This is a genomic window from Klebsiella sp. GW_Kp181, from assembly GCF_040062315.1.
GTDB lineage: Bacteria > Pseudomonadota > Gammaproteobacteria > Enterobacterales > Enterobacteriaceae > Klebsiella > Klebsiella oxytoca.
On sequence record NZ_JBEAFR010000004.1, the window covers coordinates 112,474 to 128,548 of the forward strand.

Here is a 16,075-nt window from a genome sequence, read left to right on the forward strand (position 1 = left end):
GGAGCATAAAATGAAACTGGATATTCTGATTAAAAACGGTCTGGTCGCCGATCTTGATAGCCGCGATTATATTAATCGCAATATTGGCATCATCGGCGATCGTATCGTTGACTTAAATGCCGTTGATGATTTACAGGCCGAAACGGTTATTGATGCCGCAGGTTGTATCGTACTGCCTGGCTTAATCGACTTCCATGGCCATGTTTTTCATGGCGGGACCGCCATCAGTGTTAACCCTGATATCGTATGCTTGCCTAATGGGGTCACCAGTATGGTCGATGCCGGCAGCAGCGGCTGGGTAAATTATCAGCTTTTTCGCAATAGCGTGATTCATCCTGCCATGGTGAAAATCAAAAGCTATCTGAACGTGGTCAACGTCGGACTTTCTACCCTCGGAGGCGGGCCGACCGGTTATCTGGAAAATACCAACCCGGCAAATTACAACGAGGTGAAGATAGCGCAAACGCTGAATGGCAACAGAGACAATATTCTCGGCCTGAAACTACGCTACAGCCAGGATATCGCTAAAGGGAAACAGTACGCCAGCGACCCTCTTCTATCTACCGTCTCCCTGGCGCGTAAACTGGATACCACGATTTGCGTTCACGTCACGGACTCTCTTCTCTGCGCCGATGAACTGATCCGCTATTTTAATGCCGATGATATTTACGCGCACTGTTTCCACGGCACCGGCCACTCGATTCTCAATGAACAGGGCGAGGTCTATGCGGCGATAAAAGAGGCCCAGTCCCGGGGCGTTATCTTCGACTGTTCAAACGGCGTGGCCCACTTTGATTTTCACGTTGCCAGAACCGCCATGGCGCAGGGATTCTATCCTGATATCATTAGTACCGATCTCACTTTAAGAAATAGCTTACGGACGGATAAGGTCTACAGTCTGCTCCACGTCATGTCGAAATATCTCAACATGGGAATGTCCTTCTTCGATATTGTTCGCGCGGTAACCGCTACGCCGGCCCGCCTGATGAAGATGCAGGGACAAATTGGTACCCTGGCGCCCGGCGCGTTTGCTGATATTTCGATTGTTAAACTGCAAAAAGAGAAGATTGTTTTTGAAGATACTCAGGGCGTTAAAATTGAAGGCGACCGTTACATTGATAACTGCGCTACCCTGTGTAATGGTCAAATTGTCTACCGCCGCCTGCGCTTCTAATCGCTAATTATTAAGCCTTACGTCTACATCGGCGTAAGGCTTTTATTCTGAATCGCGTATAATATGACTTCACTCATTGATTCCCCTCGCGCTCATCATATACTAAGGCTTGCCTACCCTGCTGTCTGCGAGAATAATGCATGAATAATAATGAAATTGTTATCTTTTCAGTTTCCAGGACAATAACCCAACGAATCATGAATGTCCTTATTGAAAGGAAACTCGACATCCCCGTGTATGAATTTCGTTATTCAGAAGTTCTCGATAAAGCCCATGAGATGATTCAATCCGGCACTAAGATAATTATTAGCCGAGGCGGTACCGCCGCACTCCTGCGTAGCAATATTACTATCCCCGTCATTGAAATCGCCCATGATTTTCATGGCGTTTATCGCATCTTACAAGAAGCGAATAGTAAGTCGCAAAAAATCGCCGCCGTTGGTTTCCCGCAGTTTTGCAGCGCCTTACGCCATTACCAGAACATGACCAATGAAGATTTTAAAATTTGTCAGGTTTATAATCATCACGATATTGAAAATGTTATAAAAAATCTTTCGGAAAATAATTACCATACCGTAATCGGCGGACTGACCGTTGCTGAAATGGCTCAAAAATATCACCTCAATGCTATTATGGGGGATACTGATAACATTTCCATTGAGCAGGCCATCAATGAAGCTCACAGTTTATTGAAATACATTAATCGTGAAAACAGCAAACTGATCATGAGCCACTCAGCATTGAATCAGGCGCGTGAAGGTATTATGTGCATCGATCAGCTTGGTGAAATTATCAATATCAACGCTACCGGCGTGGCATTATTCCAATGTCAAGCCGGAGATAAAATATTCAAAAAGGAAGCGTTTAAAGAGATCTACGCCAGTATTATTAATGAACTAGATATCAAAGAGCAGGCTATAGACATCAACGGCGTAACGATTCATATTTCCGTGCGCCACTTTTCTAACCGAAAAATATCTTATGCCGTTATTACGGGGCTAAGCCAGGAGAGCACGCTTTGGCAAAACAGCGTCAACAAAAAAAGTAAGCTGCGCGGTTTTTCCACAACCTGGTCTTTCGACGATATTATTGGCCAGTCGCCGGCCATCCTCGATGTTATAAAAAAGGCCAAACTGTGCGCCCGCCACGAACTGCCGATTCATATTTTAGGTGATACCGGCACGGGCAAAGAACTTTTCGCCCAAAGTATTCACCACTATAGCGCCAGAGGCCATAGTCCTTTTATCGCGATTAACTGCGCGGCCATCCCCGAGAGCATTCTGGAAAGTGAACTCTTTGGCTATGCCGACGGCGCGTTTACCAGCGCGCGAAAGGGCGGCAAACCTGGGGTGTTTGAAATGGCGATGAACGGTACGGTGTTTATCGATGAAATCAGCGAAGCGCCGCTATCGGTACAGGTTAAGCTGCTGCGCGTATTGCAGGAAAAGCAGTTTTCTCGTCTCGGCGGCGATACGCTTATTACCGTCGATTTTCGCCTGATCACCGCCAGCAATAAGGATCTGCGCCAGCTCGTCGCCAACGGTGAATTCCGGCAGGATCTGTACTACAGAATCAATATCCTTGAGTTGACTCTACCGGCCTTACGCCAACGACCGGGCGATATTATGCTGTTAATTCAGCACTTGCTTCATCAGCAGGGTAAGCAAATCACCTTTACCCCCGACGCGGTGGATTTTTTACATAGCTATCGCTGGCCTGGCAATATTCGCGAACTCCAGGCGGTGATCTACCGACTCATTGTGCTGCTCGATATAGACAGGGTGAACAAGGAGATTTTACTCCAGGTTAGTCAAATTACACCCGATGACCATCAGCAACTCGCTCACTCCCCGGCAGTGAGCGTCTCATCCGATGAAACCGATCTATTAAAGAAACAAGAGAAACAACTGATTACCAGCGTAATAGAAAAAACCGACGGAGACAGAACCAGAGCATCGGTCATGCTGGGCATTAGCCCCACCACCCTGTGGCGCAAATTAAAGCAGCATAATATCAGCGGATAAGTCGAAGCCTGCTCCGCTGATACAGAGCAGGCGGTTATTTCTGTTCCGCTAAAGCCTGCGCGCATGCCCAGGCTGACGCCCATGCCCACTGGAAGTTATAACCTCCCAGCCAGCCGGTAACGTCCATCACTTCGCCGATAAAGTAGAGCCCGGGCACCTTACGGGCCTCCATGGTGCGCGAAGAGAGTTCGTTAGTATCTACGCCGCCGAGGGTCACTTCCGCCGTACGATAGCCTTCGGTGCCATTCGGCTGGACGCGCCATGCGGTCAGCGTCTCAACCAGCGCCTGCTGCTCGCGGACGTTAAGCTGTTTCAGGGTGACATCCGGGAGTTGGCCCAGCTGCTGCAGGCACTCAACCAACCGTTTCGGCAGTTGCATCGCAAGCGTGTTTTTCAGGCTCTGATTAGGATGCGCCGCGCGCTGTTCGTTGAGGAAGTCATCAAGATGGCAATCCGGCAGCAGATTGATGCTGACGAATTCTCCCGGCTGCCAGTAGCTGGAAATTTGCAGTACCGCCGGCCCGGACAGCCCGCGGTGGGTAAAGAGCAGATTTTCCCGGAAGACGGTCCCGTTTTCCGCCGTGATGGTTGACGGCACCGAGACACCGGAAAGCACCTGCAGCTGCTCAAGCAGCGGCTTATGCAAGGTAAACGGCACCAGGCCCGCGCGGGTCGGCAGTACCTTCAGGCCAAACTGCTCGGCAAGCTTGTAGCCGAACGGCGAAGCGCCCAGACCGGGCATGGATAACCCGCCGGAGGCCACCACCAGTCTGTTCGCCGCCACCGTCTCGCCGTTAAGCTGCAGCATGTAGCCCTCATCATCCCGCTCAACGCTGATAATTTCGCTACGCAGGCGAATTTGTACGCCGCCCTTTTCACACTCCGCCAGCAGCATGTTGACGATTTGCTCGGCGGAATCATCGCAGAAAAGCTGGCCCAGGGTTTTCTCATGCCAGGCAATACCGTGTTTGCTAACCAGATCGATAAAGTCCCACTGGGTGTAGCGCGCCAGCGCGGATTTGCAAAAATGCGGGTTTTGGCTGAGATATGCCGCGGGTTCGATATACATGTTAGTAAAGTTGCAGCGTCCGCCGCCTGACATCAGGATCTTGCGCCCGGGCTTTTTGCCATTATCGAGCAGCAGCACCCGGCAGCCTGCCTGCCCTGCCTGCGCCGCACAAAACATTCCCGCCGCTCCGGCGCCGATTACGATGGCATCAAACCTTTCCACACAACATTCCTCATATCCCGATTGTCGGGAATTGTAAATTTTTCACTCTGGTCGCACCAGCATGAAAAAAACAGATTTACGTACCTCATTGAAAGATATAGGAATACTCCCAACAAGGTAAAACTTAAACAGGAAGAAAATCAAAAAAAGTCTATATTTCACTTTGCCCGCGCCGCTAAAGTCACTGATAATGCGCCGCGTTCATGTCCTCAAAATGGCGTAACGTCCTATGCTACATTTATTTGCCGGTCTGGATTTACATACCGGGCTACTGTTATTGCTTGCTCTGGCTTTCGTGCTTTTTTACGAAGCGATCAATGGTTTTCATGATACCGCAAACGCTGTTGCAACTGTGATCTACACACGCGCAATGCGGTCGCAGCTTGCTGTGGCGATGGCGGCTCTTTTTAACTTCTTCGGCGTTCTGTTGGGCGGTCTCAGCGTAGCCTATGCCATCGTGCATATGTTGCCGACCGACCTGTTGCTTAACATGGGTTCAGCACATGGCCTCGCCATGGTCTTTTCCATGCTGCTGGCGGCAATTATCTGGAACCTCGGCACCTGGTACTTCGGCCTTCCGGCCTCCAGCTCGCACACCCTGATCGGCGCAATCATCGGTATTGGTTTAACCAATGCGCTGATGACCGGTACGTCGGTGGTGGACGCGCTGAACATCCCGAAAGTCATGGGTATTTTTGGCTCGCTTATCATCTCGCCAATCGTTGGCCTGGTCGTGGCGGGCGGCCTGATTTTCATCCTGCGTCGTTACTGGAGCGGAACCAAAAAACGCGCCCGTATCCACCTGACCCCAGCCGAGCGTGAAAAGAAAGACGGCAAGAAAAAGCCGCCGTTCTGGACGCGTATTGCGCTGATTCTCTCCGCCATTGGCGTTGCGTTCTCCCACGGCGCGAACGATGGTCAGAAAGGCATTGGCCTGGTCATGCTGGTTCTGATCGGCGTAGCTCCGGCTGGCTTCGTGGTCAATATGAACGCTTCCGGCTACGAAATCACCCGTACCCGCGATGCGGTCAACAACGTGGAAACCTTCTTCCAGCAGCGTCCTGAGCTGTTGAAGAAAGCGACCGGCGCTGAGCAGCTCATCCCGTCTCCGGACGCGGGGGCAGCCGCAAATGGCGAATTCCACTGCCACCCGGCAAACACCATCAACGCGCTTGACCGCGTGAAGACGATGCTGACCGGAACCGAAAGCTACGACACGCTCTCCGTTGAGCAACGCAGCCATCTGCGCCGCATTATGCTCTGCATCTCCGATACCACCGATAAAGTGGCGAAGCTGCCGGAAGTCAGTGCCGACGATAAGCGTCTGCTTAAAAAGCTGAAAACCGATATGCTGAGCACCATCGAATACGCGCCAATCTGGATTATTATGGCGGTTGCGCTGGCGCTGGGTATCGGCACCATGATCGGCTGGCGTCGCGTGGCGACCACCATCGGCGAGAAAATCGGTAAGAAAGGGATGACCTACGCACAGGGTATGTCAGCTCAGATGACCGCAGCCGTATCGATTGGTCTGGCGAGCTATACCGGTATGCCGGTTTCCACCACCCACGTGCTCTCCTCCTCGGTTGCGGGGACAATGCTCGTCGATGGCGGAGGTCTGCAGAAGAAGACCGTCACCAGTATTCTGATGGCATGGGTACTCACCCTGCCCGCGGCGATTCTGCTCTCCGGCGCGCTATACTGGCTCTCGCTGCAGATTATCTAAGCCGTCTCGGTAATAAGACAGATAAACGGGTCAGGAAACTGGCCCGTTTTTTTTACCCGCAGTGTCACTAGTGCCAGATAGCCAGGGCAATCATGCTCACCATCACCAGGCCGCAGAGGGCGCTGGTAAGGATAAACTGCCGACGAACCCGCTCGCAGCGGCGGATGAACTCATCGTCGTGATGATCGCGGTAGCGCTGAGCGTAGATATACCACACCAGGCGCATCTGTTTGCTGGGCTGTCCATGCGACGTAAAAAAACCGCCGCCGTCGACATATTGATAGAGCAAAGGGTCACAACCACGTAGCACAACAAGCAATGCACGCAGCGACGAGAAGTAGCGTGCCATATTCACTACACATACGATACACAGGGCCCAAAACAGCGCAACAGTGCTGATCATACCTCCTCCCCGGCGACCCGTCCTCGGAGGCTCCCTCCGGGACTACCGCTCCCCAATATCAAACCGACTGTACTGTGAAAGAGTGCGATTCCGATCACGTTTATTTATCCGACCGGCTCATTAAATAGTGTAGGAGATCAGTTAATTTTTTTACCACAACGTTAATCATTATCAATGCATAAGTCGGATATATTTGTTTAACTATTTGCTGAACAAGGTAGATTGACGGATCGCGAGGGGCGCTATAAGGTAGAAATATCTTCTACAATTAGGTCCTTAAGGACTACCCCCCGCGAATGTGGCACGCAGGACGCGGGCGAAGCGGCAGCGCTGGCTGTCAGGTCCAACGGTCATCGACAACTTATGGAAGGAGTAACACTATGGCTTACAAACATATTCTTATTGCAGTAGACCTGTCCCCGGAAAGCAAAGTACTGGTAGAAAAAGCCGTTTCTATGGCCCGTCCCTACAATGCAAAAGTTTCCCTGATCCACGTAGATGTGAATTACTCCGATCTCTACACCGGCCTTATTGATGTTAACCTGGGCGATATGCAGAAACGCATCTCCGAAGAGACTCACCACGCGTTAAGCGAACTCTCTACGAATGCGGGCTATCCGATCACTGAGACCCTGAGCGGTAGCGGCGATCTCGGCCAGGTGCTGGTCGATGCGATTAAAAAATATGATATGGACCTCGTGGTTTGCGGTCACCATCAGGACTTCTGGAGCAAGCTGATGTCCTCCGCGCGTCAACTCATCAACACCGTTCACGTCGATATGCTGATTGTCCCGCTGCGCGACGAAGAAGAGGAATAACAGGACGTTATTTCATTTCGCTGATGACCAACGCCCGCCCATGCGGGCGTTTTTATTTCTTACTCCCCGCCGAAAAGAAAGAATATAAATCCATAAAATCCGCAAATTGCCAGATTGATCAACCAACAAAATCGCCATTTATCCATATAATCATTCGCCAAAGCGTATAAACATCATATCATTGCGCAAAATTAAGGTTTTTAAGCGCGTTTTGGCATACGCGTGCATACTTTTTCGGACAGGACTAAAAGGCGAAGCAATATGAACTCCACCGCACCCACAGGCTTGCTGCAGCAACCTCGCCCATTCTTCATGATCTTCTTTGTGGAACTATGGGAACGATTTGGCTATTACGGCGTTCAGGGCATTCTGGCCGTTTTCTTTGTTAAACAGCTCGGCTTCTCGCAGGAACAGGCGTTTATAACCTTTGGCGCGTTTGCGGCGCTGGTATATGGCCTGATCTCCATCGGCGGCTATGTCGGCGATCATCTGCTCGGCACCAAACGTACGCTGGTGCTGGGCGCGATTGTCCTCGCCGCGGGCTACTTTATGACCGGCCTGTCGCTGCTCAAACCCAATCTCATTTTTATCGCGCTGGGAACCATTGCGGTGGGAAACGGGCTATTTAAAGCCAACCCGGCGAGCCTGCTCTCCAAGTGCTATCCGCCAAAAGATGCCCGCCTCGACGGCGCCTTCACGCTGTTCTATATGTCGATTAACATCGGTTCGCTGCTGTCGCTGTCGCTGGCGCCGGTGATTGCCGATAAATTCGGCTACGCGGTGACCTACAACCTGTGCGGCGCCGGCCTGATTGTCGCCCTGCTGGTTTACTTCGCCTGTCGGGGGATGGTGAAAGATATCGGCTCTGAGCCGGACCACAAGCCGTTGAGTCTGCGCAATTTACTGTACGTGCTGGCAGGAACGGTGGTGATGATTTTTGTCTGCGCCTGGCTGATGCATAATGTAAAAATCGCCAATCTGGTGCTAATTATCCTCTCAGTGGTGGTGACGATTTTCTTCTTCCGCGAAGCCTTCAGGCTGGATAAAACCGGGCGCAATAAAATGTTCGTCGCCTTTATCCTGATGCTGGAAGCGGTGCTGTTTTATATTCTGTACGCGCAGATGCCGACCTCACTCAACTTCTTTGCCATCAACAACGTCCACCATGAAATACTCGGTTTCGCGATTAACCCAGTGAGCTTTCAGGCGCTAAATCCGTTCTGGGTGGTGGTGGCCAGCCCGATCCTCGCCGCGATCTACACACGTTTGGGCAATAAAGGCAAAGACCTGAGCATGCCGATGAAGTTCACCCTCGGCATGTTCCTGTGCGCGCTGGGCTTTTTAACTGCCGCAGCGGCGGGAATGTGGTTTGCCGATGCCCAGGGATTGACCTCGCCGTGGTTTATCGTGCTGGTCTATCTGTTTCAGAGCCTGGGAGAACTGCTGATTAGCGCCCTGGGGCTGGCGATGGTTGCCGCACTGGTACCGCAGCATCTGATGGGCTTTATTCTGGGGATGTGGTTCCTGACGCAGGCCGCCGCGTTTCTGCTGGGCGGCTACGTCGCAACCTTCACCGCCGTACCGGACAACATTACCGACCCGCTACAAACGCTGCCGATATACACCAACGTATTCAGTAAAATTGGCCTGGTGACCCTGGGCGTCACGGTGGTCATGGCGATCATGGTGCCGTGGTTGAACAGGATGATTAATACAAAGAGCGCGTAAAAACAGTGCGGTCGACGAGGTTTCCCGGATTGCGGCTAACGCCTTATCCGGGCTACAGAACCCCCAGATCGCAAGAACCCATAGCCCGGGCAAGGCGCATCGCGCCGCCCCCGGGGAAATAGCCCTGATGCAGCTTGTTTACCCCTGCGGCTCAACCGCCGTTCCGGCATAGATATCAAAGCGATGGCCTTTGGTCACCACCGCGTTAGGGGTCGCAACATTCGCCAGCGGCGGCGCGTAGTCCGGGCGCTTAACCACCACCCGCCTGGTCGCCAGCTGACGCGCCGGCGCCAGCAGACCGTCGGCGTCTAAATCCGGCCCCACCAGCGACTGAAATACCCGCATCTCTTTCTTCACCAGCGCGCTTTTTTGCTTATGCGGAAACATCGGGTCGAGATAGACCACCTGCGGACGCGGGGTAATATCGGTCAGCGCCGTCAGGCTGGAGGCGTGAATCAGCTGCAGGCGCTCCTGCAACCACGAGCCGATTTCAGCGTCGGCGTAGCCACGCGCCAGGCCATCGTCGAGCAGCGCGGCAACCACCGGATTACGCTCCAGCATCCGTACGCGACAGCCGACTGACGCCAGCACAAAGGCATCCCGCCCCAGACCGGCGGTCGCATCGACGACATCCGGCAGATAGTCGCCTTTGATTCCCACCGCTTTCGCCACCGCCTCGCCGCGGCCGCCGCCGAACCTGCGCCGGTGAGCCATCGCCCCGCCGACAAAATCCACGAAAATGCCGCCGAGCTTCGGTTCATCGCGCTTACGCAGCTCAAGATGCTCCGGCGTCATCACCAGCGCCATCGGGTTGTCATCGTCCTGCTCCAGCCCCCAGCGGTCGACAAGAACAGATAAGGCGCCGTCTCCGGCGCCCGTTTCATCAATTAAACAAATTTTCACAACAGGATTAACTCTTAATACCGTAATGCTCAAGCATCGCGTCCAACTGCGGCTCGCGACCGCGGAAGCGTTTGAACAGGACCATTGGCTCTTCCGAACCGCCGCGGCTAAGAATGTTGTCGAGGAACGACTGGCCGGTTTCGCGATTGAAGATCCCCTCCTCTTCGAAGCGCGAGAAAGCATCCGCCGCCAGCACATCGGCCCACAGGTAGCTGTAGTAGCCCGCCGCGTATCCACCGGCAAAAATGTGGCTAAAGGCATGCGGGAAGCGGCCCCAGGACGGCCCGGGAATCAACGCGACCTGCTGCTTGATTTCCGCCAGCGTTTCGAGGATTTTCGCCCCCTGCTGCGGGCTAAATTCCGCATGCAGGCGGAAGTCGAACAGGCCGAACTCCAGCTGACGCAGAATAAACATCGCCGCCTGATAGTTCTTCGCGGCCAGCATTTTCTCCAGCAGCTCCTGCGGCAACGGCTCGCCGGTTTCGTAGTGGCCGGAGATAAACGCCAGCGCTTCCGGCTCCCAGCACCAGTTTTCCATAAACTGGCTCGGCAGTTCGACTGCATCCCACGGTACCCCGCTGATACCGGAAACGCCGGCGGTATCGATGCGGGTCAGCATATGGTGCAGACCGTGGCCAAACTCGTGGAACAGCGTGATCACTTCATCGTGGGTAAACAGCGCCGGTTTGCCGCTGACGGGACGGTTAAAGTTACAGGTCAGATAGGCAACAGGCTTTTGTAGCGTGCCGTCAAGCTTGCGCATCTGGCCAACGCAATCATCCATCCACGCCCCGCCGCGTTTATGTTCGCGGGCGTAAAGGTCGAGGTAGAAGCTGCCGCGCAGCTCGTTATTTTCGTCGTACAGTTCAAAGAAGCGCACTTCCGGATGCCAGACGTCGACGTCAGTACGCTCTTTCGCAGTAATGCCGTAAATACGCTTAACGACTTCAAACAGGCCGTTAACCGCTTTGTTTTCCGGAAAGTACGGGCGCAGCTGTTCATCGCTGATGCTGTAAAGATGTTGCTTCTGTTTTTCGCTGTAGTAAGCGATATCCCACGGCTGCAGTTCATCCACGCCGAATTCGGCTTTGGCGAAGGCGCGCAGCTGAGCCAGTTCTTTCTCACCCTGCGGACGGGCGCGTTTAGCCAGGTCGCTCAGAAAGTCGAGCACCTGCTGCGGATTCTCCGCCATTTTGGTCGCCAGCGACTTATCGGCATAGCTGTCGAAGCCCAACAGCTGAGCCAGCTCGTGGCGCAGGGCGAGGATTTCCGCCATTACCGGGCTGTTATCCCACTTACCGGCATTCGGCCCCTGGTCAGAAGCGCGGGTGGAATAGGCGCGATACAGCTCTTCACGCAGCGCCTGGTTATCGCAGTAGGTCATTACCGGCAGATAGCTCGGGATATCCAGGGTCAACAGATACCCTTCCTGCTCTTTGGCTTCAGCCTGAGCTTTCGCCGCAGCAAGTGCGCTTTCCGGCATCCCGGAGAGCTCGGATTCATCGGCGATCAGCTTCGTCCAGCCCATGGTGGCATCGAGGACATTGTTACTGTACTGATTGCCCAGTTCAGACAGGCGTGCGGCGATTTCGCCGTAGCGTTTCTGCTGCTCTTTGGCCAGGCCAATACCGGAGAGTTCAAAATCACGTAGCGCGTTATCCACCGCTTTTTTCTGCGCGGTATTCAGGGTGGCGTAATGGTCGCCGTCGCGCAGGTCGCGGTACGCTTTGTACAGACCTTCATGTTGCCCAACCCAGGTGCTGTATTCGGAGAGCAGCGGCAGAGTTTGTTCGTAGGCTTCACGCAGCTCAGGGCTGTTTTTAACCGAGTTCAGGTGGCTGACCGGGGAAAAAATACGCCCCAGCACGTCGTCCACTTCCGCCAGCGGCTGGCAAAGGTTTTCCCAGGTATACGGCGCCCCTTGCGCCACCGCGCGTTCGACCGCCGCCCGGCAATCATCCAGCGCTTTGGTGACCGCGGGGACCACGTGCTCGGGTTTGATTGCAGAAAAGGGCGGGAGCGAAAAAGGCGTCAGTAATGGATTGGTCATATGCGCAGTCCTGTTGAATTGGGTGAATGAAGCGCGCGTCCGGCGCTATAGCATGAGATCTAGAATGGGGGATAGTTTGCTGAATTTCAATGTCAGGCGCCGCGCGCAGGCGGGTATTACTGCGATAAGTCTGGCCGTGGTAGCCATTGCGCATAAAAAAAGCCGGGTTCGCATCGCGGCGACCCGGCTCGTTTCAGGCTGACGACCAGCTTATACCACCATCCCCAACAGCAGGCAGCCAATCAAACCGCACACTGAGATGATGGTTTCCAGCATCGACCATGACTTGATAGTCTCGCCAATGGTCAGGTTGAAATATTCCTTAAACAACCAGAATCCCGGATCGTTAACGTGAGAGAAGATAACGCTACCGGAGCCAACGGCGATAACCATCAGTTCCGGGCTCACGCCGGTGGTGGCGATCAGCGGCGCGGCGATACCGCCCGCGGTAATGGCCGCAACGGTGGCGGAACCCAGCGCGATACGCAGTACCGCAGCAATAGACCAGGCCATAAACAGCGGAGACATATTGGATTCGTGCATGATAGACGCAATGTACTTATCCATGCCGCTATCGACCAGCACCTGCTTGAAGGCGCCGCCGCCGCCGATGATCAGCAGCATCATGGCGATAATTTTGATCGAGGAGGTCAGCGTATCGTTAATCTGCTCCATGGAACGACCGCGGTTGAGGCCGAAAGTGAACATGGCGATCAGCACGGCGATCAGCGTTGCCATCACCGGGTCGCCAAAGAATTCCGCAATCGGCAGGAAAGCGTGGCCTTTCGGCAGCACCATTTCGGCGACGGCGCGCATGGCCATCAGAATCACCGGCACCAGAGAAGTCCAGACGCTGACGCCAAAACCCGGCATCTCTTCTTCAGTGAACGTCTTCGGGTTGTGCAGGCCTTCCGGAATCGGCTTATCGATGCCTTTCAGGAAACGCGCGTAAACCGGCCCCGCAAGAATAACCGTCGGAATCGCCAGAATCGTACCGAACAGCAGGGTCTTACCCATGTCGGCATGGAAAATAGTAGCAATCGCGGTCGGGCCCGGATGCGGAGGCAGGAATCCGTGCGTGACCGAGAGCGCAGCCGCCATCGGTACGCCAATATAGAGCAGCGGAATACCGGCGGATGCTGCGATGGTAAAGACCAGCGGCAGCATCAGTACAAAGCCGACTTCATAGAACAGCGCAAAGCCGACGGTAAAGCCGGTCAGTACGACCGCCCATTGAATATGTTTTTTACCAAATTTGGCAATCAGCGTGGTGGCGATACGCTGCGCACCGCCGCAGTCCGCCAGCATTTTTCCGAGCATCGCGCCGAAGCCCATGATCAGCGCGAGGCTGCCGAGGGTTCCCCCAACGCCGTTTTTGATGGATACGATAACTTTATCCAGCGGCATACCCTGCATGAGCCCGACGGCAAGTGCCACCAGAACCAGAGCGATAAACCCGTTAAGCTTGAAACGGATCATCAGCAACAATAACAGGGCAACCCCGATAGCAACGATGACTAATGGCATGATTTACCTGGCCTTAATTTGTTATGGGTAACGTCATAGTTTCAACATTGACTTCATCCGTCCCGACCGGAACAAAAAATGTCTGACGCCGTAGAAGCTGGCTTTATCCTTACCCAGAGAAAGGATAGCTGGCTATTTTTTTATCTGTGGCGCCTGATGCGAATGATACGGGTAACATGACGAGTTTGAGAATCACCTGGGCGGTGAAAATTTCAAATATGAGACTTAAGTCATACTCTTTCCCGGGTTTCTGGCGGGTCGCTTAGCGGGGAATGTTGCGCGGTAACATGAAGAGAGTTGCCCGGCAGCGGAAAGCTGCCGGGCGGGGAATCAGTAGTAAGAGTGCTCGCCGCGCTGATGCTCGGTGAGATCGCGTACGCCTTTCAGTTCCGGGAACTCGTTCAACATCTGTTTCTCGATCCCTTCTTTCAGCGTTACGTCGACCATCGAACAGCCGTTACAGCCGCCGCCAAACTGCAGAATCGCCAGGCCATCATCGGTGATTTCCATCAGCGTGACGCGCCCGCCGTGGCCGGCCAGCTGCGGGTTAATCTGCGACTGCAGCAGATACTCGACGCGCTCCATCAGCGGGGCATCGTCAGAAACTTTGCGCATTTTGGCGTTGGGCGCTTTCAGCGTCAGCTGGGAGCCCAGCTGGTCAGTAACAAAATCGATTTCAGCGTCTTCCAGGTACGGCGCGCTAAGCTCATCGACGTAGGCGGTGAGCTGCTCAAATTTCAGCGCAGTATCGGAATCTTCCACCGCATCCGGTGGGCAGTAGGACACGCCGCACTCGGCGTTAGGGGTGCCGGGATTGATCACAAATACGCGAATTTGTGTCCCTTCTTCCTGATTTGCCAGCAGTTTGGCAAAGTGCGCTTGTGCAGCATCGGAAATACGGATCATAGCGTTGGCCTAATAGTTGACTATTTTACTGGGTTATTATACGCCCATCAGCAGGGGTCTACAAGGTACGGCATATACACCATACCTGAACCGTCGCGGCGCCGTTTCGCAAAAGCAGGCGGGATATCTCAGCGACGGTGCTTCCGGTTGTGACGACATCATCCACAATGGCGATATGGTGCCCCTGTAGCGACAATTCAAGCTGGAAGGCGTTTTTCAGGTTCTGTTTGCGCAATCTGGCGCTGAGCTGATGCTGAGTGGCGGTGCGGCGTCTGCGGGTCAGCGCATCGCTACGCCAGGCGCAGCCCAGCCAGCGGGATAGCGGTCGGCACAGCAGGTCGCTCTGATTAAACCCTCTCCTCCACTGGCGGCGCTGCCAGAGCGGCACGCTAATTATCCGGTCCGGATGAGGAAGGTCCGGGCTGTGACGTATGCGCAGCAGCAGCAGACGTGCCAGAGCGGGCGCCAGCTCGGGCCGCTTATTGAATTTCAGCTGGTGAATCAGGCCGCTCAGCGGCGGTCGATAGTCATTAACCGTTACCAGCCGCTGCCACGGCGGCGGTTTTTGCAGGCAGCGTCCGCAGGGCTGCGTGTTTGACTGGGCCGGCAGTCCGCACTGAGGGCATAGCGGTTCGCAGGCCAGCAGCGCCGACGCGCATCGCGAACAGATCCCCCAGCGGGAGATGGCCAGCGGCATTTGGCATAGCCAGCATAAGCTGTGTGCTGTTAGCATATTTCCCCTCATATTGGTGGAAAGAGAACAGTAACTGATGAACGCGATCGAGTGGCAGACCATGGGCGAAGGAAATTGTCATCTTGTGCTGCTGCACGGATGGGGGCTGAATGCCCAGGTGTGGGATTGCATCACGCCGCAGCTGCGCTCGCATTTTACGCTGCACCTCGTCGATCTTCCTGGCTACGGCCGCAGCGGCGGCTTTGGCGCTCTGTCGCTGGAAGAGATGGCGCAGCGGGTGCTGGAGAAAGCGCCGGAGCGCGCTATCTGGCTAGGCTGGAGCCTCGGCGGGCTGGTAGCAAGTCAGGTAGCATTATCCCATCCCGATCGCGTGCAGGCGCTGGTTACCGTGGCTTCTTCCCCCTGTTTTAGCGCTCACGACAGCTGGCCTGGCATCAAGCCCGAAGTGCTGAGCGGATTCCAGCAGCAGCTGAGCGAAGATTTTCAACGCACCGTCGAACGCTTTCTGGCGCTGCAAACCATGGGTACCGAGAGCGCACGCCAGGATGCGAGAATGCTGAAAAGCGCGGTGCTGTCGCTACCGATGCCATCATCGGAAGTCTTAAACGGCGGGCTGGAGATCCTCAAAACCGCCGACTTACGCCAGCCGTTATCTACCCTCACTATGCCGTTTTTGCGCCTGTACGGTCGGCTGGATGGCCTGGTGCCGCGTAAAATCGTCCCGATTCTCGACGCCATGTGGCCCGGCAGCACGTCGTTCGTCTTTGATAAAGCCGCCCATGCGCCGTTCATTTCGCATCCGCAGTCGTTTTGCGCTCAACTGGTCGAACTGAAGCGTGAGGTCAGTAAATATTTTTAGCGGGACGTGGTAAAAACGCAGGGTGCAGCAAT

13 protein-coding genes are annotated in these 16,075 nt (G+C 54.4%); 6 read left to right on the forward strand and 7 right to left on the reverse strand.

What is annotated here, in order from left to right; translation table 11 throughout:
• Window positions 1-10: 10 nt before the first annotated feature.
• Together ABLV11_RS04725 and ABLV11_RS04730 are read left to right on the forward strand one after the other, a co-directional pair.
• Complete coding sequence (locus ABLV11_RS04725) at window positions 11-1,174, forward strand: metallo-dependent hydrolase (protein ID WP_126488084.1); 1,164 nt, start codon at window positions 11-13, stop codon at window positions 1,172-1,174.
• A 140-nt stretch (window positions 1,175-1,314) separates the two neighbouring features.
• Window positions 1,315-3,198, forward strand: a complete 1,884-nt coding sequence (locus ABLV11_RS04730) for a sigma-54-dependent Fis family transcriptional regulator (protein WP_032729102.1) — start codon at window positions 1,315-1,317, stop codon at window positions 3,196-3,198.
• Between the two features lie 34 nt (window positions 3,199-3,232).
• Here ABLV11_RS04730 and ABLV11_RS04735 read toward each other — a convergent pair whose 3' ends face one another.
• Window positions 3,233-4,429, reverse strand: a complete 1,197-nt coding sequence (locus tag ABLV11_RS04735; RefSeq protein WP_023321735.1) for an NAD(P)/FAD-dependent oxidoreductase — start codon at window positions 4,427-4,429, stop codon at window positions 3,233-3,235.
• Window positions 4,430-4,658: 229 nt separating this feature from the next.
• On the opposite strand from ABLV11_RS04735, the gene pitA reads away from it, so the two are divergent.
• Entirely contained in the window at window positions 4,659-6,155 is a 1,497-nt protein-coding gene (gene pitA, locus ABLV11_RS04740) for an inorganic phosphate transporter PitA (RefSeq protein ID WP_004106648.1), read from the forward strand.
• A gap of 67 nt (window positions 6,156-6,222) precedes the next feature.
• On the opposite strand, the gene uspB is transcribed toward pitA, so the two are convergent.
• On the reverse strand, window positions 6,223-6,558 hold the full coding sequence (uspB, locus tag ABLV11_RS04745) for a universal stress protein UspB (protein WP_004106649.1): 336 nt from the start codon (window positions 6,556-6,558) through the stop codon (window positions 6,223-6,225).
• 380 nt (window positions 6,559-6,938) lie between these two features.
• On the opposite strand from uspB, the gene uspA reads away from it, so the two are divergent.
• Window positions 6,939-7,376, forward strand: a complete 438-nt coding sequence (gene uspA, locus ABLV11_RS04750) for a universal stress protein UspA (protein ID WP_004106650.1) — start codon at window positions 6,939-6,941, stop codon at window positions 7,374-7,376.
• A 261-nt stretch (window positions 7,377-7,637) separates the two neighbouring features.
• On the forward strand, window positions 7,638-9,104 hold the full coding sequence (dtpB, locus tag ABLV11_RS04755; protein WP_004116169.1) for a dipeptide/tripeptide permease DtpB: 1,467 nt from the start codon (window positions 7,638-7,640) through the stop codon (window positions 9,102-9,104).
• Between the two features lie 138 nt (window positions 9,105-9,242).
• On the opposite strand, the gene rsmJ is transcribed toward dtpB, so the two are convergent.
• From rsmJ to gntX, 5 genes are all read right to left on the reverse strand, one after another.
• Window positions 9,243-10,007, reverse strand: coding sequence for a 16S rRNA (guanine(1516)-N(2))-methyltransferase RsmJ (gene rsmJ / locus ABLV11_RS04760; RefSeq protein WP_004116171.1), 765 nt, complete (start codon window positions 10,005-10,007; stop codon window positions 9,243-9,245).
• A 7-nt stretch (window positions 10,008-10,014) separates the two neighbouring features.
• Complete coding sequence (gene prlC / locus ABLV11_RS04765) at window positions 10,015-12,057, reverse strand: oligopeptidase A (RefSeq protein ID WP_004106656.1); 2,043 nt, start codon at window positions 12,055-12,057, stop codon at window positions 10,015-10,017.
• Window positions 12,058-12,267: 210 nt separating this feature from the next.
• Window positions 12,268-13,584: a gluconate transporter gene (gene gntT / locus ABLV11_RS04770; RefSeq protein ID WP_004106658.1), complete on the reverse strand. Its 1,317-nt coding sequence runs from the start codon at window positions 13,582-13,584 to the stop codon at window positions 12,268-12,270.
• 330 nt (window positions 13,585-13,914) lie between these two features.
• A complete protein-coding gene (nfuA, locus tag ABLV11_RS04775) occupies window positions 13,915-14,490 on the reverse strand; it encodes a Fe-S biogenesis protein NfuA (RefSeq protein WP_004106660.1) in 576 nt (191 codons plus the stop codon).
• Window positions 14,491-14,548: 58 nt separating this feature from the next.
• A complete protein-coding gene (gntX, locus tag ABLV11_RS04780) occupies window positions 14,549-15,223 on the reverse strand; it encodes a DNA utilization protein GntX (RefSeq protein WP_134883547.1) in 675 nt (224 codons plus the stop codon).
• Between the two features lie 37 nt (window positions 15,224-15,260).
• Here gntX and bioH point away from each other — a divergent pair, with 37 nt between their 5' ends.
• Window positions 15,261-16,043 (forward strand): pimeloyl-ACP methyl ester esterase BioH, encoded by a 783-nt coding sequence (bioH, locus tag ABLV11_RS04785; RefSeq protein ID WP_134883544.1) that lies wholly within the window; start codon window positions 15,261-15,263, stop codon window positions 16,041-16,043.
• The last annotated feature ends 32 nt before the right edge of the window (window positions 16,044-16,075 follow it).